The organism is Mesorhizobium sp. WSM1497 (assembly GCF_001672455.2).
In the GTDB taxonomy this organism is placed as follows: Bacteria; Pseudomonadota; Alphaproteobacteria; order Rhizobiales; family Rhizobiaceae; genus Mesorhizobium; species Mesorhizobium ciceri.
The window spans coordinates 4,866,778-4,891,846 of sequence record NZ_CP021070.1; the positions used below are offsets into that span (position 1 = coordinate 4,866,778).

The window sequence follows — 25,069 nt, forward strand, 5'->3', positions numbered from 1 at the left end:
AAGCGCTTCTCACCCCCTCGGCAAGACGCGTAGCGTCTGCTCGTCAAACAATGGCTCGTCCTGGCCGATGCGCACAAAAAGCAGGCTGTGCCCCTCACCCGCGGGCACCTCGAAATACTGCATGCCGTCAGGCATTTCACCCCAGTCGCCGCAGGGCGGTTCGGGAATCTCGTCGGCGCTGGCAAGTGCTTTCAGCTCTTTCGCATAGGCGGCGTCGGGGCTGAATGTGTAGCGTTTGACGCCGGCGGGTACCGCGCCCTCGGTGTAAGACGCCAGCACACAGCGGGCGCTGACGGCCTTGTCGGTCTTTTCCAGGAACAGGCGCTGCAACGCAGCCTCGGCGGTTTCGTCAGGCTTGATGTCAAAGACCTCGACAAGAGGGTCAGCCGCGCCGCCGTCGCTGTATTTGATGGCGAGCGCTTTGCCGGCGAATTCGAAATGGATCTGGCGGAAGCCGAAATCGCAGCGCTGCGTCCAGGCGGCCAGCCCGACAGTTTTGTCAGACAATTTTTCCCAGGCGCATTTGTCGATGGGCGGGCGCGACGGCGCCGGCTCGTCCGCCATGGCTGGTATCGTCGCGGATGCAAGCAGGGCACTGGCCCAGATGGTCGATCGCACGCTATTCATCGCTGCATCCTGTTAAAATGAAGGCGTCCCAGGCCGAACCGCCTGGATTGGCATTGGCGAAATCGGCTCCTTCGGTGAAAGCCACGCCGAAACCGGGCAAGAGCAGCCCTCTCGGCGCCGGTGTCGCTTCGCGCGAATTCAACTGCTCGGCGCCGCCGCCGGTCAAGGCATAGACCTGGCCCTCCCATAGCCTGCACAATCCGCTACCGTCCTGCAGGCCGCCTTCCCGGTCGTCGTCGGTGCAGGCGTGGCGAATGGTGCCGAGCGGGAAGGAATTCTTGCCGTTGGTCCAGGTGATGTCGGCGGGCAGGCTCGTGCCGGTGTTGGGCACGGCCAGCGAAAACACTTCGGCCGTCAGCGCCGCCGGCTCGTTGGCGAGCGGCCGGAATTGCACGACGGCACCCGAGCGCGGCTCCTGATAGGTGGCGTGGCTCAGGAGGCATTCTTTTGCCAAGGCCGCCTGCATCGGGCCGAGCAGGCCCAGGAGGAAGAAGGCCAGTATGCGGGTGATCATCCAATGTCTCTGGGAAAGCGTTGAGTCGGCCCGCACAGTCGCATCATCCGCGCAAAAGCATAGCAAAATCCGGAACGGCGGCGTTTGTCCGCTCCTGGACAAAACTTGTCCACGCAAAATCCCACCAGCCTGTATGGTCGAGCGCACTGATCGAAGGAGTGGTGATGCGGCGTTTGGTGATGACGACGGCAATATCCGCATTCGCCGGTGGCTCCGCGCTGGCGGCGCCGCCTTATGTTGGGACATGGTCTAGCGACAGGCTGAACTGCCACGCGGCTCCCGACATCCAACGCGAGACTGTGTTCACAGTGGACCAGGCGTCGCTGTCGTTCCCCGATCTCGGCTGCGAGCAGGCGACATTTCGCAAAAGCTCGACCGGCTGGGTGGTGCATGCCAGCCAATGCTACGGTTCCGACCCGTCGATCGAGGAGCCGTTCGCGCGTGTCATCCATATCGTCAGGCATGGGGCCACGCTGCGGTTCACCTGGCCTGGCTTCAACAGCGGACCGCTCGTCCGCTGTTGAAGGCGTCCGGCGCCTCAGACCAGGCCGACCAGAAAGGCGGCGCCACCGAGAAAGCCTGCCGAGCAGATCCATAACAGCCAGAGCCCCCGTACCCGGCATTCCAGCACCGCCGAGCCGGGGTTGGCGGGGTCATAGTGGACGTCGACCTTGCTGCCTTCGACATACTGCCGTGCCTGGCCGCCGACGAGGCCGGGCAACGAAGCCGTCACGGTTCCGCCGAAGGTCACACGATCGGCACTGTAGCGCTGGCCGGCGACGTCATAGGAGTAGACGATGCGGGATTTGAAGACGGTGCGCCAGCGACCATAGCCTGAATGGTTTCGGAGCGCCTGCAGGCCCGAGGCATCGATGCGGCCGGCAGTGACCGGCCATTTTACCGCCTGCTCGGCCATCGATTTCTGGACGAAGCCCATGCGCAAGGCAAACAGGCCCATGAACAGCAGCAGCGCTCCCGCGCCGAGGTTCTGCGGCTTGGGCAAATGCGGCCTGATCGCCTCCAGGACGCCGCCGACGGAAAACACCAGAACCAGCGCGCCGACCACCAGCCCGGCCGAGAGCTGGATCATGAACTTGAAGGCGCCTTCGGGCATGGTGCGCTCGATCACGGCTTTGCTCGGATCGGCCGGATTGTAGAAGACAGTCACCTCCGCGCCGCGGGGAAACTGGGCAAGGGTTTCGGTGACTTCGAAATTCCCCAAATTCTCCTTCACGCTGTAGCGCGAGCTTTGAAATTTCTTGCCGCCGACCTTGTATTCGAAGGTGATCGCCGGAAAATTGCGCATTTCGGTGGTATCAGTGCTGTCCGAACCAACGCCCGAGCTTCTGACCTCGCGTGCCTCGACGCGCGACGAGATGATCTTTCCCGGCGTCGGCAGCCAGCGGCTGAGTGCCTTCACCTCTCGCCATTTCATGAAGGTGATGAACGACAGCGCGCCCGCGACCACGCAGGCAAAGCCGACAAGCATGATCTTGAGTTCCAACTCGTCTCCCCCCAGGAGTGCAGGAACCCGCACATAGACAGCATGGCGGCGGCAATGTCTTGTATTTTCGCAAATCTGAAAAGGCTGAGCAGCGCAAACGGCAACAGCCCACGCCGCGTTATGCAGGCTTCACGGCCAGGAACGTGTTCCATTCTTCGCTATTGCGGCCGACGTTGAAATCGTCCCTGATGAGGACCAGCCCGGCGCCTTCGAGACGGGCGGCGAAGTCGTCCCTGCGCCAGTAGACCATGTGATATTCGCCTGATGTCTCGCCATCGCCATTGCGCATCGAGACGAGGAAGGCGCCGCCCGGGCGCAGCGACCCGGCTATCTTGGCAAGCACCTGGTCGGTCTGGTCGCGAGGCACGTGGATCAGGACGCATAGGGCAAGGACCGCGTCGTAGGGGCCGCCGAGATCATCGGTGATGAGATCGAGCAACTCGCCATGCTTACCACGCGCGGCCTGCAGCTCGAGAAACCGCTTGGTCGCGTCGGTGCGCCGAACCTTGACGCCCAAATTTTCCAGAAAATCCGCATCGTATCCGGCTCCGGACCCGACTTCCAAAATCCGACCGCCTGTGCCGGCGATTGCCACCAGGCGCTTGAGCGATGCCTGCTCCCTCTCGTTGGGAACATTGCGCACGATGGCATCATATTGTTCCGCATAATCCTCGTAAGCGCTGATCGTTTGACGGCTCTGTGCCAGAGCCTCCGATGACACACCCATCTTTTCCTCCCATGCGTCCTTGTTGGTCAAAGAGTCAGGCACTTTCCTCAGCGAATGCTGCCGGCGGAAGCCTGTCCATCGAGCAGTCCGATATCGCGCTTGAAATGGTCCGACAGCGCACGCTGGTCAAGCAGGCCGCGTGAGCGGGTCGTGAAGGGAGCGGCGAAGAGGTCGAGGATCGGCGGACACCCGAGAAAGCGAACGACGCCAAGCCTGATAGCTTGTCTCAGTTGGCGTCGGCTACCGTCTGCCGGCCGCCGGCCCAGGCGCGCCATTGCCGTTCGTCGCCATGGAAGACATTGAGGTCTATGCGGCCAGTGACGCCGTGCGACAGGCCGGAGCCGGAATACTGCCAGAACAGCCATTTGCGGCCGGGATAGACCTTTGACGGATGCTGGGCGACCGCACGCAGCCAAAACGGATAGTCGAGGAATTCGCCCCTGAGATTGTCGCGGTAGAAATCGGGCGCGGTGTAGATGATGGGCCGCTGGCCGTAATAGCGCTCCAGCTTGTCCATGAACACCTGCATCTTTTCCAGCACCTTTTCGCGCGACGGCCGCCGCTTGCAGCTGGACTCGCCGTTCCACTCGACGTCGATCACCGGCGGCAGCGCGCCTTCGACCCTGGGCACGTTGCGGATGAACCAGTCCGCCTGCTCGCCCGCAGTGCGGCACCAGTAGAAGAAATGGTAGGCGCCGCGCTTCAAGCCGGCGGCGTCGGCGTTGCGCCAGTTTTTCATGAACATCGGATCGAGGTGGTCGCCACCGTCGGTCGCCTTGATGTAGGCGAAGTTGGCGCCCTGCGCCCGCAGCTTGTCCCAGTTGACGTTGCCTTGCCAACGCGAGACGTCGACGCCGTGCACTGCAAGGCGGCGAGGCGAACCCTTGCCGAAATTGATCGGCTTGGCGTCGCGAAAACCGTAACGGGTGAGCGGCCCGGCAAGCATGGCCGGTGCCGCGCGCGTCAACAGCTTGGGCGGCGACACCAAGGCTGCCGGCTCGACCGGCAGCCCGCCGACATCAGGCACTTGGGGATCAGGCGCATCAGGTGCGGCAAACACCCCCGTCTCTTCCTCCTCCGCCAAGCCGAACGGGCGCGTTTTTTCCCCCGGACCGTTGTCAGACATGGGAGCCAGTCCGGCCCTTGCCGCCCTGTTGCCCCTTGCCGCCGGAGCAGCGGCGATCGGTGCCGGCGGCCGGATCACGGAACTGGTGGTCTCGTTGGAGGGTTTCTGCAAATCCAGCGCATCGACGCCGGCCGTTGACGAGCAGCCGGCAAGGCATAGCGATACGATCAAAAAACTGACGACGCCCGGAATCCGCATCTGGACCTGTACTCAAAACACAACAGACCGAGGGCGAAACGACAGCCGACGGACAAACCGGATCAGTTATGAATGAGAAATTACCAATAAAGTTTGAATCAAGTTTTTTTCGCCATACCGCATGCGGGTAAGCGCGGTGGAAACTGGCTCAGGATTTCCTGAAGACGCCGATCATCGGCCCGAGATTCCAGTAGTCGTCTTTGCGGCCGATGGCAGGCGCAAACAGGCTGGATATCGTGCCGTCGAGGAACAGCGCGTTATCGCAACCGAGCGCGTCGCGGAAAAGCCGGGCGAAGGCATGGAAGGTCACCGTGCCATTCGAAATCGCAAAGACCGCGACGCCATCCTTTCGCACCCCGACACCGTCGCGGGTTTTCCGCGAAGTGCCGTCGGCCTGGAATTTCGGATGCAGCTTGCCGTCGATCACCAGCATCGGCCCCGATTGCGTCGCATAGTCGACGGTCGGGCGCCTCTTCACGAAGTCCCTGGTGGCGCGGACCGCGGCCCTGCCGTCGCGTATGTAGAAAATGCCGTTTGGCTGCAGGGAAAAGTTGCCGCTTCCCGAACCCGTTTTCACCGACGCCATCTCCTGGCCGCGCTCGACATAGAGACCGACCGGCGCGAGGTTCGGGTGATACATGCCGGCATTGATGCCGAACAGCATCGTGCGCCCGATCGCCTGTTGCGCGGCATGCAGATTGTGCAGCGACTGAAACGGCTTGCCCGCCGCATCCTTCCAGAACAGCTCGAGCTGATATCGTTTCGGATCGACCTCGCAAACGAGATAGCTGGTCGCCTCGAAGGTGAAGTCCCGGCATGGCGGCAGCGAGACAACCCACTGGCCGAACGACGCGCCAAGCGCCGCCACCGACGGCAGCGCCCCCTTGGCCATCGCCAGCAACAGTGGCACCGATTGCAGGAGGGTCAAAAAATCCATGTGCGTACCGGAATCGAAGTTCGAGGTCCGGTACGGATATAGCCCGTTTCAAGCGATACTGTGGAACTGCCTCAGACGAGCCATCCCATGGCGACGCTCGACAACAAGACGATGCCGAGCAGGCCGCGATAGATGACGAACGGCCAAGCCGAGAAACGCTCCAGCACGCGCATCAGCCCCCATATGGCGAAGAAGGCGGAGATCGACGCGACGACCAGCCCGACAGCAAGCACCGACCAGCCATGGGCGTCGAGATGGACCTTGTGCAGTTCCCAGAGTTCCTTGAGGCCGGCGAGCGCGATGGCAGGCAGCCCGAGCAGGAACGAGAAGCGCGCCGCTTCGGCCCGCTTGAAGCCGAGCCCCAGTGCCGCTGTCAGGGTCGAGCCCGAGCGCGAGACGCCGGGGACAAGCGCGCCGATCTGGGCGATACCGACGAGCAGCGCATCGGTCAGCGACGCATCGCCCATGCTGCGCCGGTGACGGGCAAAGATCTCGGCCAGCGCCAGCAGGATAGCCATGGCGATGCAGGCCCAGCCGATCACCGTCAGGCTACGCAGCGGCGAATTGCAGGCGTTGAGCAGGCCCGACAGCGCAACGCCGGCAATGACGATGGGGATCGTCGCCAGCACGATCCAGAGCGCCAGCTTGAAATGCCGGTCGGCGAAATCGCGTCGCGCCAGAGCGTCGAGCGATCCAAACAGGATATCCCTGACGTCGCTCCAGAAATAGCTGACCACCGCGGCAAGGGCCGCAAGCTGCATGGCGGCGGAGAAGGCGGAGCCAGGATCCTGCCAGCCGAGCACGGCCGGCACGATGCGCATATGGGCAGTCGAGGAAATTGGCAGCAGTTCCGTGATGCCTTGCACCACGCCGAGGAACGCCACCTTGGCGAACCCCAGGCCGACGAAGCCCGTGTCGAGGCCTTGGGTGCAGATATCGGCCAAAATCGAATTCCGTGCATGAGAGATCGGAGTTGCGTGGACCGACCATCGGTCAATCCCGGGCAAGCCTTATCGTCATGGGCCGGATAATCAATTTACGGATTTGTAAGCTGGCACGCCGAGGTGCACGCCGTTCGAAAACCGGCCCACCTTGGGGCCGGCTTGAGGCACACAGGGAAAATCGCAAAGCGACTACGGGCAGAGCCAGAGTTTCTGGCATGTCCTGGCGATCACATGCGCCGGCGGCACTTCGGGCTCATCGGTCGAAGGCCGGCGAGCCCGTTCGAGCAGCATGCGCACCTGTTCGGGACGCACACGATCGCGCTCCATCACAAGCAGGACCATCGGATCGCTCAAAAGCTCGTCCAGGGTGCTGATGCTGTCGTTCATCCGTCGTCTCCTCGAATGCCGTACCCGCGACCCTTAAATAGGACGACAAAGATGGCTCGCCAATGACGCTTTGCCGGCTATCTCGTGTCGATTTGGATTAAATTTTGGCCATGCTTGCGCTCTTCCCTTCCCCTGGCGCTGCGCGTCGATCCACCTTCTTCCACAACAAGGGGAGAAGGGAAAAATTAGCCTGGCGGAGGGGCGCCTTCGTATTTCGGCAGGCCGTCATCAAGCACCAGCCAAGGCTGCTTCGAGGCCGTGAAAATATGCATTTGCGGCTTGAAAACCGTGGGATCGTCGAGCGAACCGGTGGTGATGCCGATAATGCCTGCGGAATCACGTCGGGAGAACAGCGTTGTGCCGCAGCTCGGGCAAAAGCCGCGCTTGAGATCCGGTGAAGAGCCTATAGTCGCCAGCGGCCCATCGATCGTCACGTCCTCGATGCGAAACAGCACGCGTGCGTTGAAGGCGGCGCCGATCGCCTTCTGGCAAAGCCGGCAGTGGCAGACGCGTTCGTTGATGGGAGCCGCGTCCGCGCGGTAGCGCACCGCCTTGCACAGGCATCCGCCCTCATATCTTGCCATTGTCTGGATCCACTGGTGGGAGAGAATAGGCGCGCAACGTATCGGCGGGGCCGATTGGGTCAATTGAAAAGCTTTGATGCAATGTCATCGCTTGTGCTGATGCGAGTTGGGATGAAGCCATGACGCCGAAAGCCGTCATGGAGCCACGGAATGCCGGCTGCCCGCCAACAGCCGGCGGTTTTGGCGTTCACTCCATTTCGCCGACGACCTCGTCCCAGGTCTTGACCTTGGTCTGGCCGTTTAGGAACGGCAGCGCGGCGGCCGTCAGCTCCGGGGCGAAGAAGACATCGTAGTGGGTGCGGTTGGGCAGGATCGCCAGGCGATTCTGCGACAGGTTCTCGCGCATCCAGCCGGCGTCCTTCAGTCCGCCGCCGAGCATCTGATAGAACTTGATCTCGTGTTCGGGCTTATACATATCGCTGTCGCCATAGACCAGCATGACAGGCATCTTCAGCTTGGCGACATCGGCCGAGTAATCGCGGTTCTGACGCATGAAGCCGCCCAGCGCATCGAGGAGCTTCGGGAACTCCTCCGGATGCGGCGCCACCGCGACGTAGGATTTGTACATCGGCGTGTCCTTCATGAACTCAGCCGCGGCTGCGCTCACCTGTGCCTGCTGCGGACGCATCTCGTCATAGAAGCCGTCCGTGGCGTAGCCGGTCGATACCAGGACGAGGCGGCGCACCGCTTCGGGATGCTGGACGGCCATCCGGAAGGCGACGCCGCCGCCTAGCGAATAGCCCATGACATCGACCTGGCTGTAACCGAGCGCCTTGACGATGGCGGCCATGTCGTCGCCCATCGCCTCCACGGTGAATGGTCGGTCACCCAGCGCGGTGCGGCCGTGACCCTGCAGGTCGACGCCGATGACGGTGCGGTTTTCGGCAAGTTTCGGCAGGATCGGCGCGAACATATCCGTGGTGCCAAGACCACCATGCAGCAGAAGCAGCGGCTCGCCCTTGCCATAGATCGCATAGTAGTAGTTCAGGCCGTTGATCGTCAGAAGGCCGGACTTTTCCGGCTTCGGCAGTGCATTCGTTTCAGTCGTCATGGCAGGTTTTGTCTCCTCTGCATTGGTGATGCCCGGGCAGGCAAGCAGTGCTGCGGCCGAAGCAAAAATGGCGAAAAACAGGGTTTTGAGCATATCGATCTCCTCTCCTGTCGATATCAAGGCGTTATGCGGATCAAAGCGTTTTGGCGAGTTCTTCGAGCTGGTCGGCGCACTGTCCCCAGCCCTCGTGGAACCCCATCTTCTCATGCTGTTCGCGGTCGGCGACGCTCCAGTGCCTGACCCGAGCGATGTAGCGGGTCTTGCCGTTGCCCTCGTCCTCGAAGGTCAGCGCGACGGTCATGAACGGCTTTTCCGAAGGCTGCCAAGCCTCAGTGTAGGCGTCGGTGAGGACGATCTTCCTGCCGGCAACGACTTCGAGGAAGACACCTGGGTTGGGGAACTCGTTGCCGTCCGGGCTGGCCAGGACGACAAGGCTCGAGCCACCGGCGCGCACATCCATCTCCGCGCGCGGCGTCGTCCACGGTTTTGGAGAGAACCAGCGCGTGATCAGTTTCGGATCGGTCCAGCAGCGATAGACGTTCTCGCGCGGCGCATCGATGATGCGGGCGAGAACCAGTTCGCGGTCGTTGGTGGGGGCGATGTCGAGCTTGGTGGTCATGATGGCGTCCTGCGTTTGATCTGGCTTCCGTCCCAAGGACGAGCCGATGAACCGCAAGCCGACATCGGCCAGCGAAAATTTTGCGACGCCGTTTCGATTGACCCGAGGCGTCACTCACCTTCGTCATCCACGGGCGGAGCAGGAACGCAGCTCCGTCGCGGAGACCCGAGGATGACAAAGTGATCGATGGGCCAAAGCCTCAGTGGCGCTTGGCTTGCACCAGATAGGCCTCGATCTCGGTCTCGCCGAGCCACTTTGCCGCTTCCAGCCGGTGCAGGCCTTCGACGAGGATGTGGCGCTTGCCGTCATGGCGGACCTGGATCGGCGTCTTCATGCCGTTTTCCAGAATGTCCTCGGCGAGATGGCGGACGGTCTCGGGATGCAGCGTCTTCTTGCGCGCCGTCGGCACGTAGATCTCGTCGACCTTGACCTTTTGCACTCTGAGCATGCCGACCCCCGTGGCGGAAACGCCGCCAACCCTGAGATAGTCCGTTTGATGGAGGCGGCCAAGGGTGCGGCTAACGAATACGAAGTCCGAAGGCCATTCTCGGTTCGAAGATGCCAGGGACAGCAGATCGTTTGCCTGTCGTCGCGCGTTTCGATATTGCGTCTGCGCGATCGTCGAGGGCCACGGAGCAAATCCCCATGAGCAAATCTCTCGTCACCTTTGTCGGCGTCGCTCATCCCTGGATGTGCGACGTGATGGGGCACGTGAATGTGCGTCACTACGCGGCGATGTTCGATGATGCCAGCTTCCAGCTTCTCGGCCATATCGCCGGACAGGACGACAACCAGGCGTCGCAGATCGGATGGGCCGACGTGCGCACCGAAATCGACTATCGGCATGAAACGAAAGCCGGTGCGCTCATCACCATCCGCTCGCATGTCGTGAAGATCGGCCGCACCTCCATCACCTTCGAACAGGTGATGTTGGGCTCGCTCGACGGCATTGTCCGCGCATCGAGCCGGACGACAAGCGTGCGCTTCGACCTTGCCGCGCGCGCCTCGGTCGCTCTGGACGAGCCGATGCGCGACCGCTCTTCGGCCTTCCTGATCGAATAAGCCTGTCTCCGCCCGTCAGCCTATGTAGATGCGGTCCTCGAGGGGCGTGTCGGCAATCAGCGTCTGCAGCCCTGACAGCAGCGCCTTCTCGGCGCGGTTCATCACCTTGTCCGGATTGACCAGCAGGAAGATGTCGATGGCCGGCGGCGCGTCATAGGGCGGCAGCCGCCACAGCATTCCATCCGCCACGTCCCGCCGCGCGACGTGCAGCGGCAGCGGCCCAATGCCCAACCCGGCGACGATCATGCGCCGCACCTCTTCCAGGCTCGAGGACACGCCGACGACATCGGCGTTGAGCCGGGCCTCGCTGCGCAACAGCGCGACCGGCCGCAACGCATCCGAGATGTGGTCGGTCTGGAACGATACCGAGGGCTCGCCCCGGAGATCGGTCAGCGTCAGCCCGGTTTGCCCGTAAAGCCTGTGCTGCGGCCCACAGAAGAAGCCGAAGAACTCGCGGTAGACCATCGCATATTCCAGCGCCGGATCGCGCTGGCTGACCAGGCAGATGCCGAAGGAAGCACGCCGGTCCCTCACCTGCTTGGCGACTTCGGTGCTTGCTGCGACTGAAATGGTGATGCTGGCGTGCGGGTAGTTGCTGTGGAACTCGGACAGCGCCTGATCAAAGAGCGGCGAGACGACATGGCTTGCCGTCGCGATCATCACATGGCCGGTAACATCGTCGCTGATGCCGCGCATCAGCAGCGGCAACTGCGATATGGTGCCGAACACCTCGACGCTCTGCTCGTAGAGAAGCCGCCCGACCTCGGTCAGTTCGAAGCGCGTCGCGTCGCGCTCGACCAGACGCCGGCCCACCCGGTCCTCCAGCCGCCGCAGAGCATTGCTGACGCTGGGTTGCTTGAGGTTCAGTCGCTCCGCAGCTCGCGTGATGCCCTTCACCTCCGCGATGACGACGAATGTCCTCAGAAGGTTCCAGTCGAGATCCCAGACCAGCCGTTCGGGGCGTGGAAGTGCCATTCCTGATATCTATGCTCTCTATTCCCATTATCTATTTGCGCAATGATACCGCAAAGGCAATCATTGATGACAGGAAAGCGTCTGCACGCCTCCCAAGAACAAACCTTGCGCGCCATCCAGAGGAGAGGAAATCAGATGAACAGAGTGTTTTCCGGCATCGCCGTTGCGGCCCTGCTGCTTGCGTCGACCTTCACTGCCGTTTCGGCCAGGGCCGACGACCTCGAAAAGATCAAGGCGGCGGGCGAGCTGAAGATTTCCATGAGCGGTCAGTATCCGCCCTTCAACTTCGTCAACGACCAGAATGAAGTCGTTGGTTTCGACGCCGATATCGGCAAGGCAATCGCCGAGCGCATCGGTGTCAAGGGCACCATCATCACCACGGCCTGGGACGGCATCATTGCCGGCCTGCTCGCCAACAAATACGACACCGTCGTTGGCTCGATGACGATCACGCCTGAGCGTGAGAAGGTGGTCGATTTCGTCGGGCCTTACTACCACGCCGGCCGCGCCGTTTTCGTCAGCGAGCAGTCGAAAGTGCAGAGCCTCGACGACCTCAAGGGCAAGACCATTGGCGTGACGCTGGGCGAGACGCATGAGAAATGGGCGCGCGAAAAGGGCGGCTGGGATATCCGTACCTACAAGGGCCTGCCGGAACTGCTGCTGGAACTGAGGGCCGGCCGCGTCGACGCGATAGTCGTCGACAACATTCCGGTCATGGTTGCCGTCAAGGAGACGGGCGAGAAGGTCCGCAAGCTCAACACGCCCGATATCGAAGGCGGCGCTGTTGCCATCGGCATCGCCATCCGCAAGGACAATCCGGAGCTCAAGGCTGCGATGCAGAAGGCGCTGGACGACATGCTGGCGGACGGCAGCTACGAAAAGATCTCGATGAAGTGGGTCGGCAGCGACATCCGCTGATCTCTCCTGGCTTCAGGCGACCAAAGCCGCCTGAAGCCGAGCGTTACTCCTGCTGGACCCTTTCATGGATTTCTCCTTGATGCAGCGCGTCTTCCCGTTCTTCGTGGAGGCCGCCTTGGTGACGATCGAGATCACGGTGTTGGCCCTGATCCTGGGCCTCGCGGCTGCTTCATTGGCCGCGGCCGCCAAGATGTCGAAATCGGCAATCCTGCGGACCATCGGCACGCTCTATGTCAGCCTGTTTCGCGGCACGCCGTGCCTGATCCAGCTCTTCGTGCTCTATTTCGGCGGCCCGCAGATCGGCATCAATCTGGAGCCGTTCGCCGCCGGCGTTATCGGCCTCGGTCTCAACATCGGCGCCTATATGGCGGAATCGATCCGTGGTGCGCTGGTCGCGGTCGACAGGGGCCAGACGGAGGCCGCCCGCACAATAGGCTTCAGCCGTTTCCAGACCTTGCGCAAGGTCGTGCTGCCGCAGGCCGCACGGCTGATGATCCGGCCGCTCGGGGTCAATACGGTTGCTTTGTTGAAGGGATCAGCACTTGTGTCGACCATTTCAGTCGTCGAACTGACCTACACCGCCCAGCGCTTCATCGGCTCCACCTACAAGCCGTTCGAGATATTCGGCGTTGCAGCCCTGCTCTACATGATCATGGTCTACGCGGTTGCGCGGGTCGTCGACCTGCTCGACAAACGCTTCGCCATCCTCTGACCGGAGAGCACGATGCAAGGTTTGGATTTCACCGTCGTCGCGCCCTACTGGGACCTTCTGTTGATTGGTGCCTGTTGGACGGGGGTGCTGACGGTCTCGGCGGGCGCACTCAGCTTCGTCGGCGGCATCCTGTTCGCGGTCATCGTGCTCTACGCTCCGAAGATCGTCGCCTATCCCGTGCGCGCCCTTATGTGGGTGTTCATGGGTACGCCGCTGCTGTTGCAGCTGTTCCTGATCTATTTTGGCCTGGTGCAGATCGGCATCGACATTCCTGCCCTTGCCGCCGGCATTGTTGGGCTCGGCCTGCACTTTGCCGTCTACAATGCCGACATCATCCGCGCCGGCATCGTGGCCGTCGATGTCGGCCAGACGGAGGGTGCGCGCAGCATCGGCTTCGGCAAGTGGCAGACGCTGCGCCATGTCGTGATACCGCAAGCCATCCGCAACACGGCACCACCGATCGGCGGCAATCTGATCGCGCTGTTGAAGGAATCCTCGATCGTCTCGGTCATCGGCATCGCCGAGTTGGTCCATTCGGCCCAGCTGGCGATCAGCGAAACGTTCCGCCCGTTCGAGTTCTACATCACCGCAGCGGCGCTTTATTACATTCTCAATCTTGTGCTCGAGGCGGCTTTGCGTCGGTTTGAAAGACATGTGGAGGTTTCCCGATGAGCACGCAGCGGCCAATGGTCGAGGTTCGCGGCGCGCGCAAATCGTTTGGCGCCGTCGAGGTTCTCAAAGGCATAGGCCTGTCGGTCGATCGCGGGCAGATCGTCGCCATCATCGGCCCGAGTGGCTCCGGCAAGAGCACGCTGCTGCGCTCCATCAACCATTTGGAATCCCTGGACTCCGGTGAAGTCTGGCTCGACGGCGTGCAGGTCAACCAGAAGCTGCACGGCCATGCCTTCGAGCGGCACATCAACAAGGTGCGCCAGCAGATGGGCATGGTGTTTCAGCACTTCAATCTGTTCCCGCATCTGACCGTGATCGAGAACATTTCCATGGGACCGATCATCCTAAAAGGCATGACCAAAAGTGACGCGCATGCGCTGGCGCATAGCCTCTTGTCCAAGGTCGGGCTCGCCGACAAGATCGACGCCTACCCCTCGCGGCTTTCGGGCGGCCAGAAGCAGCGTGTGGCCATTGCCCGTGCGCTGGCGATGCAGCCCAAGGTGATGCTGTTCGACGAAGCCACCTCGGCGCTCGATCCGGAACTGGTCGACGAGGTCAATGCGGTGATGAAACAGCTTGCCGCCGAACACATGACCATGCTCATCGTAACGCATGAGATGCGCTTTGCCGGCGAAGTGGCCGACAGGGTGCTGTTCATGGATGGCGGCGTGATCGTCGAGGAAGGCCCGCCCGGCGACATGTTCCGCGCGCCGCAGAAGGACCGCACGCGCAGCTTCCTCAAGAAATATCTTTCCGCCTGAGGATGACCATGACCAGCCCAAACACGGAATTCCCCGATTTCGGACTGACGCCGGAGCAGCGCCGCCACGCGGTGCGCGGCCACTATTACGAGTGGCCAGGCATGGATGGCGAGCGCGGCGAGATCTGGTGCTACAGCGACCGGTTTTCCTATCGCGCCGGCGAAACGGTGGCTTTGCATGTCAGTTCGACAGCTGCGACGTTCGGCATCACAATCACCCGAGATGGCGGCAGCGAAAACAAAGTATTCGAGAAATCGGGCATCGCGGCACGCTGGCAGGACACACCCGACCAGTGTTCGGCTGAAGGCTGCGGTTGGGAAGCCTCGTTTGAATTCCGTGTAGAGAACGACTGGCCGTCCGGCGCCTATCGGGTCACGCTGACCGCCGACGGGCTCGACGGCAAGCCGATCCAATGCCACCATATTTTCATCGTCTGCCCGCAGCCGGGCCGCAAACCTGGCCGCGTGCTCCAGGTGGCGGCGACAGGCACATGGCTGGCCTACAACACCTGGGGCGGCTCCAACCACTATCAGGGCATCACCGGGCCGGATCGCAACCAGTATTCGCCCATCGTCTCGACGCAGCGCCCCTGGTGCCGTGGCTTCGTCGTGCTGCCCAAGGATGCGCCGCGTGTGCCGCTGGAGGTCGCTGTGCCGCCGAAGACCGTGCCGCGCTATCCGCACATGGAGTGGGCGCTCGCCACCGGCCATTCGAAGAAATACGCTTCGTCCGGCTGGGCCAGCTACGACAGCCATTTTTTCCGCTTCGCCGAGCGGGCCGGCTATCAAGTCGATCTCGCCAGCCAGCATGATCTGCATTTTTCGCCGGAAATTCTCGACGGCTATGACTGCGCCGTGTTCGTCGGCCATGACGAATACTGGACCTGGGAAATGCGCGATGCCGTCGACGCCTATGTGACCCGCGGCGGCCATGCGGCGCGCTTTGCCGGCAATTTCATGTGGCAGACGCGGTTCGAAGACGAGGGCCGCCGGCAGGTCTGCTACAAATATCGCTCGCGTGCCGAAGATCCGGCCTATCTCCCAGACGGCGACGTCACCCGTGCCACCAATTCCTGGGAGGCGCCGGAAATCGGCCGGCCGGGTTCGGCGACCTTCGGGCTCAACGCGACGCGCGGTGTCTATGCCGGCTGGGGCGGCTGTGCACCGCGCGGCGTGCGTGGTTTCCCGGTCTACCGGCCCGAGCATTGGGCCTTCGCCGGCACCGGCATCTACTATGGCGACCTGCTGGGCGCCGACAGCCATGTCTATGGCTATGAGGTCGACGGGCTCGACTTCGAGATACGCGGCGGCCTGCCCTACCCGACTGCGACCAGCGGCGCGCCAGATGGCCTGCAGGTTCTCGCCGTCGGCATGGCCTCCCAGGTCGAGGAAAGCGCCGATATCCCGATCGAGGACCAGTTCCTCACCGACGAAGACGGCCGCTTCACCGCCGAAACGCTGTTTGGCGAGGCGAGCGACGCCAATCTGGAAAAGGTCAAACGCGGCAACGGCATGATCGTCAATTTCCCGCGCGGCAAGGGCGAGGTATTCCATGCCGGAAGCTGCGAATGGGTCGCCGGCCTGCTAAGACAGGACCCGATGGTCGAACGCGTCACGAAAAATGTCCTCGATCGTTACCTCGGAAAGCCCTGACATGTCGAAAGTCCAATCCGCCGTTCAAGAAACCGAAGCCCGGCGAGACTCGCATCTGTTCTATCTGTCCAGCCTGCGCCGGCCGCTGATCGACCGCGCCGAAGGCATCTACATGTGGACGCAGGACGGCCGCCGCTTCATCGATGGCTCGAGCGGCCCGATGGTGGCCAATATCGGCCATTCCAATCGCAATGTGCTCGACGCCATGAAGCGGCAGATGGACCGCGCCACCTTCGCCTATCGGCTGCATTTCGAGAACGAGCCGGCGGAGGAGTTGGCGCGGGAGTTGGCCGGCAAGCTGCCGGAGGGCATGGACCGCATCTTCTTCGTCTCCGGTGGCTCGGAGGCGACGGAATCCTGCATCAAGCTGGCGCGGCAATGGGCGGTCGCCACCGGCCAGGCCGGCCGCTGGAAGGTGATCACGCGTTTCCCCTCCTATCATGGCGGCACGTTGGGTTCGCTCTCGATCACCGGCGACGATGCGCTGGCCGAAACGTTCGAGCCGATGATGCGGGTGATGCCAACCGTGCCGGCGCCGAATGCCTGGCGCGACCGCGACAATCTCTCGATTGAGCAGCGCGGCATCCGCTATGCCGACATGCTGGAGGAGAAGATTCTTGCGGAAGGTCCAGACAGCGTGGTTGCCTTCATCATGGAGCCGATCGGCGGTGCGGCGACCTCAGCCTTGGTTGCGCCCGACAGCTACTATCCGCGCATCCGCGAGATCTGCGACCGCTACGGCATCCTGCTCATCCACGACGAAGTCATGAGCGGTGCCGGCCGCACCGGCAAATTCCTCGGCGGCGATCACTGGAACTGCAAGCCAGACATCGTCGCCTTGTCGAAGGGGCTGGGCTCCGGATATGCGCCGCTTGGCGCACTGGCCGCACCGATGCGGCTGGTGCAGCCGTTGCTCACCTCCGGCGGCTTCCAGCACGGCCACACCTATGCCGGCAATCCGCTGGCCTGTGCCGCCGGCCTGGCTGTGCTCGGTGAGATGGACCGGCTCGACCTGATCGCCAATGCGGCTGCCATGGGCGACGTGCTGATGGACGGATTGAAGGGCCTGGCGAAGCGGTTTCCGTTCCTTGCCGACGTGCGTGGCAAGGGCCTGCTCACCGGCGCCCAGATGGTCGCCGATCCCGAGACCCTAAAACCGATCGACCAGAACAAGAAAGCCACGCAGCGGCTGCTCGACCTCGCCTATGAACGCGGGCTGATCATCTATGGCCGCAGGGTCAAGGGCGGTGTCGACGGCGACAATTTCATGGTCGCGCCACCGATGATCGTCACGGCCGAGCAGGTCGGCGAGATCATCTCCATCATCGGTGACTCGCTGGAGGTTCTGGCCGCCGAGCTCGACCTGCCGGTCGGAGGCCAGGGGTAAGAAATGGCACCGCGAAAAGTCATCATCACCTGCGCCGTCACCGGCTCGGTGCACACGCCGTCCATGTCGCCCTATCTGCCGGTGACGCCGGACCAGATCGCCGCAGACGCGATCGCGGCGGCGGAAGCCGGCGCCTCGATCCTGCATCTGCACGCCCGCGACCCGAGGGATGGCCGCCCGACCGCCGATCCGGACGTCTACATGCAGTTCCTGCCGCGCATCAAACAGGCGACCGATGCAGTGATCAACATCACCACCGGCGGCTCGTCGCTGATGACGCTTGATCAGCGGTTGGCAGCCCCTTTGCGGGCCGAACCAGAAATGTGCTCGCTCAACATGGGTTCGATGAATTTCGCGCTGTTCCCGATGCTCGACAAGCCAAGGGAATGGCAGCACGAATGGGAGCCGAAGCTGCTCGAAGCGACGCGGGACACGATCTTCAAGAACACCTTCGCCGATATGGAAGGGGTGCTGGAAAGACTGGGAAAGGGCTGCGGCACGCGCTTCGAATTCGAATGCTATGATGTCGGCCATCTCTATTCGCTGGCGCATTTCCGCGATCACGGGCTGGTGTCTGGCCCGCTGTTCATCCAGTTCGTGCTGGGCATTCTCGGCGGCATTGGCGCCGACCCGGACAATCTCGTCCACATGAAGCGGATCGCCGACAAATTGTTCGGCGACAGCTACCAGTTCTCGGTGCTCGCCGCCGGCCGCCAGCAGATGCCGCTGATCTCAATTGCAGCAGCCATGGGCGGCAATGTCCGTGTCGGGCTGGAGGACAGTCTCTATGACGGCCGCCAGCTGGCGAAATCCAATGCCGATCAGGTGCGCCGTATCCGTGGCATTCTCGACGGGCTGTCGCTGGAGGTTGCAACGCCCACCGAAGCGCGCGACATGCTGGCGCTCAAGGGCGGCGACCGGGTGGCGTTTTGAGATGCTGATCTGAGATGAACCTGAAATGATTGCCTCGCCCAAAATCCGCCTCCGCCCCGGCCGAGTGGAAGACGTCGAAACCATCCACGCCGCGATCCTGAAACTCGGCACGCATATCGGTGCGCCGGAGGAGATCATTTCGACAGCAGATGATTTGCGCACCTACGGCTTTGGTGAAAAGCCCGCTTTCTCCACCCTGATCGCCGAAGTGGGCGGCGAGTTTGCCGGCCTTTGCCTGCATTTCCCGATCTTTTCGACATGGATGGGGCGGCCTGGCGTCTATGTGCAGGACCTCTATGTCGAGGATCGTTTTCGCGGCCGCAAGATCGGCGAGCGGCTGCTGCGGCATGTTGCGGCGCAGTGCCGGAAGGAAGGCGGCGTCTATCTCCGGCTGTCCGTCGACACCGACAATGAAGGGGCCAAGGCCTTCTACGAGAGGCTGGGCATCGCCTGGTCGAGCTACGAACAGACCCAAAAAATCATCGGCGAGGCCTTCTTTGCTTTCGCCGACGCGCCGGAAAACGGGGATCAGGAATGAAAGCCTTCTATGCCGAGGAACAGAAGCGCCACGACCCCAGGGCCTTTCTTTCGAGCGGCGCGGCACAGCCCAATCCGGAAAAGCCGGAGCGCATCGAGAGATTGTTAGTCGGCGCACTATCTGCGGGTTGCACGATCGAGCGACCTCGGGATCATGGGCTCGGCCCGGCCGCGGCGGTGCACACGCCGGAATATCTGGATTTCCTCGAGCATATCTACGCGCGCTGGCAGCGCATCGAGGGCGCTTCGGCCGAAGTGATCCCGAACATCCATCCGATTGCGCGCAATGGCTCCTATCCGGCCTCGGCGGTCGGCCAGGCCGGCTATCACATGGCCGACACGGCTTGCCCGATCTCGGGCGAAACATGGCAGAGCGCGCTGTGGAGCGCCTGGAGCGCGGTCGAAGCCGCCGAGGCGGTGATATCAGGCGCGCCGGCCGCCTACGCGCTGTGCCGCCCGCCCGGCCACCATGCCTTTGCCGATGTCGCCGGCGGCTTCTGTTTCATCAACAACTCGGCCGTCGCCGCGCAGGTTCTGCGCAAACAGGCCGCACGGGTGGCGATCCTCGATGTCGACCTGCATCACGGCAACGGCACGCAAGGCATCTTCTATGCACGGCCGGATGTGCTGACCGTCTCGCTGCACGCCGATCCGGTGCGCTTCTATCCGTTCTTCTGGGGCCATGCCGACGAGCGCGGCGAAGGGCCCGGCCTCGGCTACAATTTCAACCTGCCGCTGCCGCGCAAATCCGCCGACGCGGCGTTTCTCGAAGCGCTCGAGGTGGCCTTCCAGCGTATCCGTGCCTTTTCGCCCGACGCGCTCGTTGTGGCGCTCGGCCTCGACGCGTTCGAGGGCGATCCGTTCGGCGGACTTTCGGTGACGACGCCTGGCTTCTCGCGCATCGGCGAGGCCATCGCAAAGCTCGGCCTACCGACGGTCATCGTCCAGGAGGGCGGCTACCTCTGCGACAAACTCGGCGACAATCTCACCGCGTTCCTCACCGGCTTCGGCGGCAAGATGCGGTGAGTGCTCAAGCCAGCGTTAGGAGCGCTGCTGCCTGAGCATGGCGATGACCCGATGCACACTTTCCAGCGTTTCGTCGATTTCGGCTGCCGTGTTGTAGTGAGCAATGCCGATGCGCACGACGCCATGCTCGGCTGGAATGCCGAGCTGGTGGACGATCTCCCAGGCGTAGTTGTGACCGGACCACAGGAAGATATTTTCGGCGTTCATCTGCCGCACGATTGTCTCCGGCACGATGCGCTCGACCGTGAAGGAAACCGTCGGCACGCGATCGCCGAGCCGCTTCGGGTCAGTGATGCCGTGGACGGTCAAGCCCTCGATATCGGACAGGCCGTCGATCAGTTGTTGCGCCAGCGGGTTTTCGTACGCGATCGAAGCCGCGAACGCCTTGGCGATCTTCTGCCTTCTTGAACCGCCCTCGCCCGCCGCCGCGCCAAGGTCGGCAAAGTAGTCGACCGCGGCGGTGAGGCCGGCCATCAGCTCGATCTGCGGCGTGCCGAGTTCGAACCGCTCCGGCAGACCGTTGGAAGAGCAGCGGCATTTGTAGGGCTCCAGCGTCTCGATGACATCACGGCGGCCCCACAATATGCCCATATGCGGGCCGAAGAATTTGTAGGCCGAGCAGATCAGGAAATCGCAGCCGAGCTCCTGCACGTCGATCAGCCCGTGCGGCGCGAATTGGACGGCATCGACATAGACCAGCGCACCGGCATTCCTGGCTATCGCAGTCAGCGCCTTCACCCGGTTGATCGAACCGGTCAAATTGCTGGCGTAGTTCAACGCGACCAGCCGTGTCTTCTCCGAAAGCAAGCCAGCCAGCGTCGCCTCCTCGACCTGCCAGCTGGTTTCGTCGAACGGCAGCCAGCGCACGACGAGGCCGTGATCCTCGGCCAGTTGCAGCCAGGGCGAGACGTTGCCCTCATGGTCCATGCGGGTGAGGATGATCTCGTCACCGGGCTGCATCGTGCGGCCGAGCGTGCGCGAGATGTGGTAGGTCAGCGTCGTCATGTTGGCGCCGATGACGATTTCCTCAGGGCTTGCGGCGCCGAGGAAATCGGCCATGGCCTCATGTGCCTCATCGACGACGGCCTGCGCGGCAATCGTCGTTTCGAAGTAGCCGCCAAGGTTCGCATTGGTGGTCAAGAGACAGCGCGATACCGCATCAGCCACTGCCTGTGGCACCTGCGTGCCGGCAGGGTTGTCGAGATAGATGCGGCGGCGGCCCTTGTCGGTCAGAGAGAGAGCGGGAAATTTCCCCCGGATAGCCTCGATCGGAAAATTCATTGCCGCCCTTCTCCCATTGTAATCGTTGGATATTCGGCCAGCAATCCCCGTTCAAGGACAGGGATTGCCGACCCGCTGGTGGATCGCATCCACCGCCTTCTGCATTTCGTCGGTCCAGACGACGTCGACGGAAGACAGCGCCATATCGAGCTGCGCAACGGTCGTCGCGCCGACGATGTTCGAGGTCACGAACGGCCGGCTCGAGACAAAGGCGTTGGCAAACAGTGCCGGCTCCAGGCCAAAGGAGCGCGCCAGCTCATTGTATTCGAGTTGTGCCTCGGCGGCACCTGGCGTCTCGTAGCGCTGGCCGCGATTGAACAGCTGAGTGCGCGAGCCCTGAGGCCGCGCGCCGTGGTCGTACTTGCCGGTGAGATAGCCCTGCGCCAGCGGCGAATAGGGCAGCAGCGACACCTGCTCGCGCTCGCAGACCTCGGCGAGATTCACCTCGAAGGTGCGGTTGACGAGATTGTAGGCGTTCTGGATCGACGCGACGCGCGGGCCGATACCCTTGTCGGCTTCGGCAAGGAACCGCATCACGCCCCAGGAACTCTCGTTCGACAGGCCGAAATGCCGGATCTTTCCTGCCTTCACCAATTCGTCAAACACGGCAAGCGTCTCGGCGATCGGCGTTTCGCCGGCCGGTGCGCCGACGGAATCGGCGCGCGGCGACACGGCGCCGACGCGCGTCGGGTTGGCGCCCCAGGGGATATCCCGCTCCGGCCAGTGGATCTGATAGAGGTCGATGTAGTCGGTGCCGAGCTTGGCCAGCGACTTGTCGATGGCGTCATAGATATCGGCGCGCACCAGTTGCGACGGCCTGTCGCCGCGAAACCAGCTGTTGGCCGTGCGGCCGACGACCTTCGAGGCCAAGATCACCTTGTCGCGGTTGCCCTTGGCCTTCATCCAGCTGCCGATGATCTTTTCGGTCCGCCCCTGCGTCTCCGCCTTGGGCGGGATCGGATAGAGCTCGGCGGTGTCGATGAAATTGACGCCGCGCGAGAAAGCCAGGTCCATCTGGGCGTGGCCTTCGGCCTCGGTGTTCTGCTGGCCCCAGGTCATGGAGCCCAGGCAGATCTGGGTAACAAGAAGATCGGTCCGACCGAGACGGCGTTTGTGCATGGATTCGGCTCCGGAGGAAGGCTGGCGCGACTGCGCGGAGGAGCCGCATCTATAGGCAAAGCAGAGCCGCTCTCCAAGCCTCGCCAGGCCGACTTTTGCGTGAACCAGCCGGGTTAGCGGCGAGCACCGGCCAGTGCACGACGCTTGGCCTCGTCGATCAGCATGTTGGCCACTTGCATGCGGATCATGGCGCGCTGGCGCAAATGCGGGGCGACGCGGTCGGGATGGTTGGCAAAGGCAAAGCTGCGGCGCATGCGACCGAAATCGGCGACCTGCTTGGACTGATTGAGGCCGAGTTCGACGGCGATGGCTTCGGGATCGATCGGCGGCAGTTTCTCCTCGGGCTTTGGCTCTTCGCCGGCGAGAGCCAGCTTGGCATGATCGAGCAAAGCGGCGAATTCGGTCGCCAGATCAGCACCCGCCTCGCGATATTCGGCAGCGGAAACCTTGATGCGGCCGGAATGGAGTTCATCGGCCACCGAGAGATAGTCGAACGGGATGGATGGACGAGCGCCGGCCTCTTCGCCCTCGCCATTCTTGTCGGGGGCGATGAAGAGGTCGTCGAGCAACGAAGCGAAATCCCGCTTGGCGCCAGTAGCGATGTCAGCCTCCCCCTCGCCCGACCATTCGGGTATCGAAGCATAGAACCGGCTCGTTAAAAATGCATGGCACCGATCTCAACGAATTTAGCCGTCGCCTCGTGGCAGCCATGCAGCCAGCATTCGAGGCTACGATGCGCGTCAGCAAAAGTTTCACCCGGTTGCGGAAATGGCGAAAAAAATTCGCCAAGACATGGCAGGTATGCAAATGCTGCACTGCACAATTGTCACGATTCACCTATATTGGCAGCCGTGGAGGACCAATTTTGGGGCTTGAATCATGGGTTTCTTCACTGAAATGTTCGCCCGGCCTCGGCCGCAGGAACATCTGAGATACCGCTCGGCGCTCGCGCTGCTTCATTCGATGAGCAATGCCGACCGCGCCGACATCGGGATCAAGCCGGCCGACTTCCCCCGCATCGCCCGCGAAATGTCCGTTCGCTAGCTGCATCCGGTGTTCAGGATGTCCCGGATCGGTCCGGGACACCTCCAAAAAACTCAATTCCTTAGCGCGATCCCAGGAATGTCGCCTTGCCCAACGGTACGCCATTGTGGCGAAGGATGTCGTAAGCCGTGGTGAGATGGAAATAGAAGTTGGGCATGGCCACATGCAGCAGATACTGCAGGCCGGGCATCGAGCTTTCGCGTCCACCAAGCTTCAGCTCGATGATCTTGTCATCGGAGCCGTCGAATTCGGCAGCCGAAAATGTCGCGAGAAGGTCGAGCGTCTTCGTGATGCGAGCCTGGACATCGGCAAAACTCGCCTCATTGTCCTCGTATTTCGGCACTTCGCGGCCGGCGAGCCGTGACGGCGCGCCCTTGGCATGATCGGTGGCGATCTGCACCTGCCTGGTCAAGGCGAACATGTCCGGCGCCAGCCGCGCCGTCAAAAAAACCTGCGGGTCTATCTTGCGGTCCAGCGCATTCTGTTCGGCGGTCGCAAGAACATTGGAAAGCGCTTTCAGCCTAGCCGAAAACACCGGCACGGATGCCTCATACATCGATATCGTCACGTCAAATCTCCTGCCCGGCCCAGCGCCGGCGGACGCGACGTAGCGCCTTCGTGCAGGATTTTTCAAGGCCGCCGACGCCGCGTCACCACGTTGCCGCAATCGCCGTCGTAGAATCCTCTTATCGAGCGGAGGTTCCCGATGAGATGCGCCCTTTTCGCAGCGACTGCCTTTCTCTCCCTTGCCCCGATCGGTCAAACGACCTTGGCAGCCGAAGATGCCCGCGAAACGCCCTATGTCGACGACCGGTCGAGCGCCGATGCTGTTGTGCGTTCGCTCTACAGCGCCATCAGCCGGCACGAATTCGCTCGCGCCTGGGGGTATTTCGGCGATACAAAACCGGCAAAGGATTTCGACAGTTTCGTCAAGGGCTATGACGGCACCGACAAGGTCGAGGTCTTGACCGGGGCGGTTTCCGACGAAGGGGCGGCCGGCAGCATTTTCTACAACGTGCCCATCGCCATCCGCGCCACCGACAAGAGCGGCGGCGAAAAGGTTTTTGCGGGCTGCTACACGCTGCGCCAGGTGAATGCCCAGATCCAGGCGGAGCCACCCTTCGATCCGATCCACATCGAGAAGGGGGCACTGAAACCCTCCACCGCCGATTTCGAGGAGGCGCTGCCGCCAAGCTGCGGCGACGGACCGCCGCCACCGAAGAAGGACACTGCGCTGGAGCAGGCAAAGAAGGCGTTTCTGGCAACCTATGGCGGCCAGTGCGACAAACAGTTCCTGGCCGACGAGCCGACGGTCTTTTCAATCAAATACAAGGACAAGGATGCGCAGCCCGGCGACCCCGACAAGGAGACGCGGCTGTTCCATTTTTCCTGCTCGGCCGCCGCCTACAATGAAAGCTCGGTCTATTATATGACCGACGAGACATCGGCCGTGCAGCAATTGCAATTCGCCGAACCCAAGATGGACATCCGCTACGAGAACAATGACAGCAACGGCAAATTGCTGGGCATGAGCATCGTCGGTTTCCAGACGTCCGGCTGGGCGGTCAATTCCGACTATGACGAGGCCACCCAGACGATCACCACGTTCAACAAGTGGCGCGGGGTCGGCGATGCTTCCGACGCCGGCACGTATCTGTTCCGCAACGGCAATTTCTCGCTGGTCCAGTACGACGTCGATGCATCCTATGACGGCGAGCAAAATCCCGAGACTGTCGTCGACTACAACACTGCGCCTTGAGCGTCACACGGGC

General features: G+C 62.4%; 30 protein-coding genes. 13 read left to right on the forward strand and 17 right to left on the reverse strand.

What is annotated here, in order from left to right; genetic code table 11:
• Window positions 1-9: 9 nt before the first annotated feature.
• Together A9K65_RS23840 and A9K65_RS23845 are read right to left on the reverse strand one after the other, a co-directional pair.
• Window positions 10-627, reverse strand: a complete 618-nt coding sequence (locus A9K65_RS23840) for a hypothetical protein (protein ID WP_064995370.1) — start codon at window positions 625-627, stop codon at window positions 10-12.
• On the reverse strand, window positions 620-1,141 hold the full coding sequence (locus A9K65_RS23845) for a hypothetical protein (RefSeq protein ID WP_064995371.1): 522 nt from the start codon (window positions 1,139-1,141) through the stop codon (window positions 620-622). The genes A9K65_RS23840 and A9K65_RS23845 overlap by 8 nt, the downstream gene beginning before the upstream one ends.
• Before the next feature lie 164 nt (window positions 1,142-1,305).
• Between A9K65_RS23845 and A9K65_RS23850 the strand changes: the two genes are divergently transcribed.
• Window positions 1,306-1,665: a hypothetical protein gene (locus tag A9K65_RS23850; RefSeq protein ID WP_064995372.1), complete on the forward strand. Its 360-nt coding sequence runs from the start codon at window positions 1,306-1,308 to the stop codon at window positions 1,663-1,665.
• 14 nt (window positions 1,666-1,679) lie between these two features.
• Here A9K65_RS23850 and A9K65_RS23855 read toward each other — a convergent pair whose 3' ends face one another.
• From A9K65_RS23855 to A9K65_RS23905, 10 genes are all read right to left on the reverse strand, one after another.
• Window positions 1,680-2,645, reverse strand: coding sequence for a DUF3592 domain-containing protein (locus tag A9K65_RS23855; protein WP_245321886.1), 966 nt, complete (start codon window positions 2,643-2,645; stop codon window positions 1,680-1,682).
• 118 nt (window positions 2,646-2,763) lie between these two features.
• Window positions 2,764-3,372 (reverse strand): class I SAM-dependent methyltransferase, encoded by a 609-nt coding sequence (locus A9K65_RS23860; RefSeq protein ID WP_064995486.1) that lies wholly within the window; start codon window positions 3,370-3,372, stop codon window positions 2,764-2,766.
• 226 nt (window positions 3,373-3,598) lie between these two features.
• On the reverse strand, window positions 3,599-4,696 hold the full coding sequence (locus A9K65_RS23870; protein WP_064995374.1) for a GH25 family lysozyme: 1,098 nt from the start codon (window positions 4,694-4,696) through the stop codon (window positions 3,599-3,601).
• Between the two features lie 148 nt (window positions 4,697-4,844).
• Window positions 4,845-5,633 (reverse strand): phosphodiester glycosidase family protein, encoded by a 789-nt coding sequence (locus A9K65_RS23875; RefSeq protein WP_013532085.1) that lies wholly within the window; start codon window positions 5,631-5,633, stop codon window positions 4,845-4,847.
• Window positions 5,634-5,704: 71 nt separating this feature from the next.
• Window positions 5,705-6,577, reverse strand: a complete 873-nt coding sequence (locus tag A9K65_RS23880; protein ID WP_013532086.1) for an undecaprenyl-diphosphate phosphatase — start codon at window positions 6,575-6,577, stop codon at window positions 5,705-5,707.
• Window positions 6,578-6,766: 189 nt separating this feature from the next.
• On the reverse strand, window positions 6,767-6,964 hold the full coding sequence (locus tag A9K65_RS23885) for a hypothetical protein (protein ID WP_013532087.1): 198 nt from the start codon (window positions 6,962-6,964) through the stop codon (window positions 6,767-6,769).
• 185 nt (window positions 6,965-7,149) lie between these two features.
• The gene (locus tag A9K65_RS23890; RefSeq protein ID WP_013532088.1) at window positions 7,150-7,548 is read right to left on the reverse strand and encodes a GFA family protein; all 399 of its coding nucleotides are present in this window, start codon (window positions 7,546-7,548) and stop codon (window positions 7,150-7,152) included.
• Window positions 7,549-7,735: 187 nt separating this feature from the next.
• Complete coding sequence (locus A9K65_RS23895) at window positions 7,736-8,692, reverse strand: alpha/beta hydrolase (protein WP_064995375.1); 957 nt, start codon at window positions 8,690-8,692, stop codon at window positions 7,736-7,738.
• Window positions 8,693-8,732: 40 nt separating this feature from the next.
• Window positions 8,733-9,218, reverse strand: a complete 486-nt coding sequence (locus A9K65_RS23900; protein ID WP_064995487.1) for an SRPBCC family protein — start codon at window positions 9,216-9,218, stop codon at window positions 8,733-8,735.
• Between the two features lie 199 nt (window positions 9,219-9,417).
• Entirely contained in the window at window positions 9,418-9,666 is a 249-nt protein-coding gene (locus A9K65_RS23905; RefSeq protein WP_013532091.1) for a ParB N-terminal domain-containing protein, read from the reverse strand.
• 197 nt (window positions 9,667-9,863) lie between these two features.
• Between A9K65_RS23905 and A9K65_RS23910 the strand changes: the two genes are divergently transcribed.
• Window positions 9,864-10,280, forward strand: a complete 417-nt coding sequence (locus A9K65_RS23910) for an acyl-CoA thioesterase (protein ID WP_024504355.1) — start codon at window positions 9,864-9,866, stop codon at window positions 10,278-10,280.
• A gap of 15 nt (window positions 10,281-10,295) precedes the next feature.
• On the opposite strand, the gene A9K65_RS23915 is transcribed toward A9K65_RS23910, so the two are convergent.
• On the reverse strand, window positions 10,296-11,255 hold the full coding sequence (locus A9K65_RS23915; RefSeq protein WP_064995376.1) for a LysR family transcriptional regulator: 960 nt from the start codon (window positions 11,253-11,255) through the stop codon (window positions 10,296-10,298).
• A gap of 135 nt (window positions 11,256-11,390) precedes the next feature.
• Between A9K65_RS23915 and A9K65_RS23920 the strand changes: the two genes are divergently transcribed.
• The 9 genes from A9K65_RS23920 to A9K65_RS23960 all read left to right on the forward strand — a co-directional run bounded on the left by A9K65_RS23920 (window position 11,391) and on the right by A9K65_RS23960 (window position 19,853).
• Window positions 11,391-12,173, forward strand: coding sequence for an ABC transporter substrate-binding protein (locus A9K65_RS23920; protein WP_024504354.1), 783 nt, complete (start codon window positions 11,391-11,393; stop codon window positions 12,171-12,173).
• Between the two features lie 64 nt (window positions 12,174-12,237).
• Window positions 12,238-12,885: an amino acid ABC transporter permease gene (locus tag A9K65_RS23925; protein WP_064995377.1), complete on the forward strand. Its 648-nt coding sequence runs from the start codon at window positions 12,238-12,240 to the stop codon at window positions 12,883-12,885.
• 12 nt (window positions 12,886-12,897) lie between these two features.
• Complete coding sequence (locus A9K65_RS23930) at window positions 12,898-13,557, forward strand: amino acid ABC transporter permease (protein ID WP_064995378.1); 660 nt, start codon at window positions 12,898-12,900, stop codon at window positions 13,555-13,557.
• Window positions 13,554-14,318, forward strand: coding sequence for an amino acid ABC transporter ATP-binding protein (locus tag A9K65_RS23935; RefSeq protein WP_013532097.1), 765 nt, complete (start codon window positions 13,554-13,556; stop codon window positions 14,316-14,318). The genes A9K65_RS23930 and A9K65_RS23935 overlap by 4 nt, the downstream gene beginning before the upstream one ends.
• An 8-nt stretch (window positions 14,319-14,326) precedes the next feature.
• Window positions 14,327-15,970 (forward strand): N,N-dimethylformamidase beta subunit family domain-containing protein, encoded by a 1,644-nt coding sequence (locus A9K65_RS23940; protein ID WP_064995488.1) that lies wholly within the window; start codon window positions 14,327-14,329, stop codon window positions 15,968-15,970.
• 1 nt (window position 15,971) lies between these two features.
• Complete coding sequence (locus A9K65_RS23945) at window positions 15,972-17,357, forward strand: aspartate aminotransferase family protein (protein WP_064995379.1); 1,386 nt, start codon at window positions 15,972-15,974, stop codon at window positions 17,355-17,357.
• 3 nt (window positions 17,358-17,360) lie between these two features.
• Window positions 17,361-18,290, forward strand: a complete 930-nt coding sequence (locus A9K65_RS23950) for a 3-keto-5-aminohexanoate cleavage protein (RefSeq protein ID WP_064995380.1) — start codon at window positions 17,361-17,363, stop codon at window positions 18,288-18,290.
• A gap of 25 nt (window positions 18,291-18,315) precedes the next feature.
• A complete protein-coding gene (locus A9K65_RS23955) occupies window positions 18,316-18,828 on the forward strand; it encodes a GNAT family N-acetyltransferase (protein WP_064995381.1) in 513 nt (170 codons plus the stop codon).
• Window positions 18,825-19,853, forward strand: a complete 1,029-nt coding sequence (locus A9K65_RS23960; protein ID WP_064995382.1) for a histone deacetylase family protein — start codon at window positions 18,825-18,827, stop codon at window positions 19,851-19,853. The genes A9K65_RS23955 and A9K65_RS23960 overlap by 4 nt, the downstream gene beginning before the upstream one ends.
• Window positions 19,854-19,868: 15 nt before the next feature.
• On the opposite strand, the gene A9K65_RS23965 is transcribed toward A9K65_RS23960, so the two are convergent.
• The 3 genes from A9K65_RS23965 to A9K65_RS23975 form a co-directional block, all read right to left on the reverse strand.
• Window positions 19,869-21,134, reverse strand: coding sequence for a cysteine desulfurase-like protein (locus tag A9K65_RS23965; protein WP_064995383.1), 1,266 nt, complete (start codon window positions 21,132-21,134; stop codon window positions 19,869-19,871).
• A 51-nt stretch (window positions 21,135-21,185) separates the two neighbouring features.
• On the reverse strand, window positions 21,186-22,253 hold the full coding sequence (locus tag A9K65_RS23970; RefSeq protein ID WP_064995384.1) for an aldo/keto reductase: 1,068 nt from the start codon (window positions 22,251-22,253) through the stop codon (window positions 21,186-21,188).
• A gap of 113 nt (window positions 22,254-22,366) precedes the next feature.
• Window positions 22,367-22,822 (reverse strand): hypothetical protein, encoded by a 456-nt coding sequence (locus A9K65_RS23975; RefSeq protein WP_084016240.1) that lies wholly within the window; start codon window positions 22,820-22,822, stop codon window positions 22,367-22,369.
• A 310-nt stretch (window positions 22,823-23,132) separates the two neighbouring features.
• Here A9K65_RS23975 and A9K65_RS23980 point away from each other — a divergent pair, with 310 nt between their 5' ends.
• A complete protein-coding gene (locus A9K65_RS23980; protein ID WP_023706483.1) occupies window positions 23,133-23,297 on the forward strand; it encodes a hypothetical protein in 165 nt (54 codons plus the stop codon).
• A 61-nt stretch (window positions 23,298-23,358) separates the two neighbouring features.
• Here the strand turns inward: A9K65_RS23980 and A9K65_RS23985 are convergent, their stop codons facing one another.
• A complete protein-coding gene (locus tag A9K65_RS23985) occupies window positions 23,359-23,865 on the reverse strand; it encodes a DUF1993 family protein (RefSeq protein ID WP_063167831.1) in 507 nt (168 codons plus the stop codon).
• A 138-nt stretch (window positions 23,866-24,003) separates the two neighbouring features.
• Between A9K65_RS23985 and A9K65_RS23990 the strand changes: the two genes are divergently transcribed.
• Window positions 24,004-25,056: a DUF1176 domain-containing protein gene (locus A9K65_RS23990; RefSeq protein WP_064995386.1), complete on the forward strand. Its 1,053-nt coding sequence runs from the start codon at window positions 24,004-24,006 to the stop codon at window positions 25,054-25,056.
• Window positions 25,057-25,069 lie beyond the last annotated feature (13 nt).

Coding starts and splice junctions, on each gene's coding strand:
- A9K65_RS23840 (WP_064995370.1), bottom strand. CDS start 627: ATGAATAGCGTGCGATCGACCATCTGGGCCAGTGCCCTGCTTGCATCC.
- A9K65_RS23845 (WP_064995371.1), bottom strand. CDS start 1,141: ATGATCACCCGCATACTGGCCTTCTTCCTCCTGGGCCTGCTCGGCCCG.
- A9K65_RS23850 (WP_064995372.1), top strand. CDS start 1,306: ATGCGGCGTTTGGTGATGACGACGGCAATATCCGCATTCGCCGGTGGC.
- A9K65_RS23860 (WP_064995486.1), bottom strand. CDS start 3,372: ATGGGTGTGTCATCGGAGGCTCTGGCACAGAGCCGTCAAACGATCAGC.
- A9K65_RS23870 (WP_064995374.1), bottom strand. CDS start 4,696: ATGCGGATTCCGGGCGTCGTCAGTTTTTTGATCGTATCGCTATGCCTT.
- A9K65_RS23875 (WP_013532085.1), bottom strand. CDS start 5,633: ATGGATTTTTTGACCCTCCTGCAATCGGTGCCACTGTTGCTGGCGATG.
- A9K65_RS23885 (WP_013532087.1), bottom strand. CDS start 6,964: ATGAACGACAGCATCAGCACCCTGGACGAGCTTTTGAGCGATCCGATG.
- A9K65_RS23890 (WP_013532088.1), bottom strand. CDS start 7,548: ATGGCAAGATATGAGGGCGGATGCCTGTGCAAGGCGGTGCGCTACCGC.
- A9K65_RS23895 (WP_064995375.1), bottom strand. CDS start 8,692: ATGCTCAAAACCCTGTTTTTCGCCATTTTTGCTTCGGCCGCAGCACTG.
- A9K65_RS23900 (WP_064995487.1), bottom strand. CDS start 9,218: ATGACCACCAAGCTCGACATCGCCCCCACCAACGACCGCGAACTGGTT.
- A9K65_RS23905 (WP_013532091.1), bottom strand. CDS start 9,666: ATGCTCAGAGTGCAAAAGGTCAAGGTCGACGAGATCTACGTGCCGACG.
- A9K65_RS23910 (WP_024504355.1), top strand. CDS start 9,864: ATGAGCAAATCTCTCGTCACCTTTGTCGGCGTCGCTCATCCCTGGATG.
- A9K65_RS23915 (WP_064995376.1), bottom strand. CDS start 11,255: ATGGCACTTCCACGCCCCGAACGGCTGGTCTGGGATCTCGACTGGAAC.
- A9K65_RS23920 (WP_024504354.1), top strand. CDS start 11,391: ATGAACAGAGTGTTTTCCGGCATCGCCGTTGCGGCCCTGCTGCTTGCG.
- A9K65_RS23925 (WP_064995377.1), top strand. CDS start 12,238: ATGGATTTCTCCTTGATGCAGCGCGTCTTCCCGTTCTTCGTGGAGGCC.
- A9K65_RS23930 (WP_064995378.1), top strand. CDS start 12,898: ATGCAAGGTTTGGATTTCACCGTCGTCGCGCCCTACTGGGACCTTCTG.
- A9K65_RS23935 (WP_013532097.1), top strand. CDS start 13,554: ATGAGCACGCAGCGGCCAATGGTCGAGGTTCGCGGCGCGCGCAAATCG.
- A9K65_RS23940 (WP_064995488.1), top strand. CDS start 14,327: ATGACCAGCCCAAACACGGAATTCCCCGATTTCGGACTGACGCCGGAG.
- A9K65_RS23945 (WP_064995379.1), top strand. CDS start 15,972: ATGTCGAAAGTCCAATCCGCCGTTCAAGAAACCGAAGCCCGGCGAGAC.
- A9K65_RS23950 (WP_064995380.1), top strand. CDS start 17,361: ATGGCACCGCGAAAAGTCATCATCACCTGCGCCGTCACCGGCTCGGTG.
- A9K65_RS23955 (WP_064995381.1), top strand. CDS start 18,316: ATGATTGCCTCGCCCAAAATCCGCCTCCGCCCCGGCCGAGTGGAAGAC.
- A9K65_RS23960 (WP_064995382.1), top strand. CDS start 18,825: ATGAAAGCCTTCTATGCCGAGGAACAGAAGCGCCACGACCCCAGGGCC.
- A9K65_RS23965 (WP_064995383.1), bottom strand. CDS start 21,134: ATGAATTTTCCGATCGAGGCTATCCGGGGGAAATTTCCCGCTCTCTCT.
- A9K65_RS23970 (WP_064995384.1), bottom strand. CDS start 22,253: ATGCACAAACGCCGTCTCGGTCGGACCGATCTTCTTGTTACCCAGATC.
- A9K65_RS23980 (WP_023706483.1), top strand. CDS start 23,133: ATGGGTTTCTTCACTGAAATGTTCGCCCGGCCTCGGCCGCAGGAACAT.
- A9K65_RS23990 (WP_064995386.1), top strand. CDS start 24,004: ATGAGATGCGCCCTTTTCGCAGCGACTGCCTTTCTCTCCCTTGCCCCG.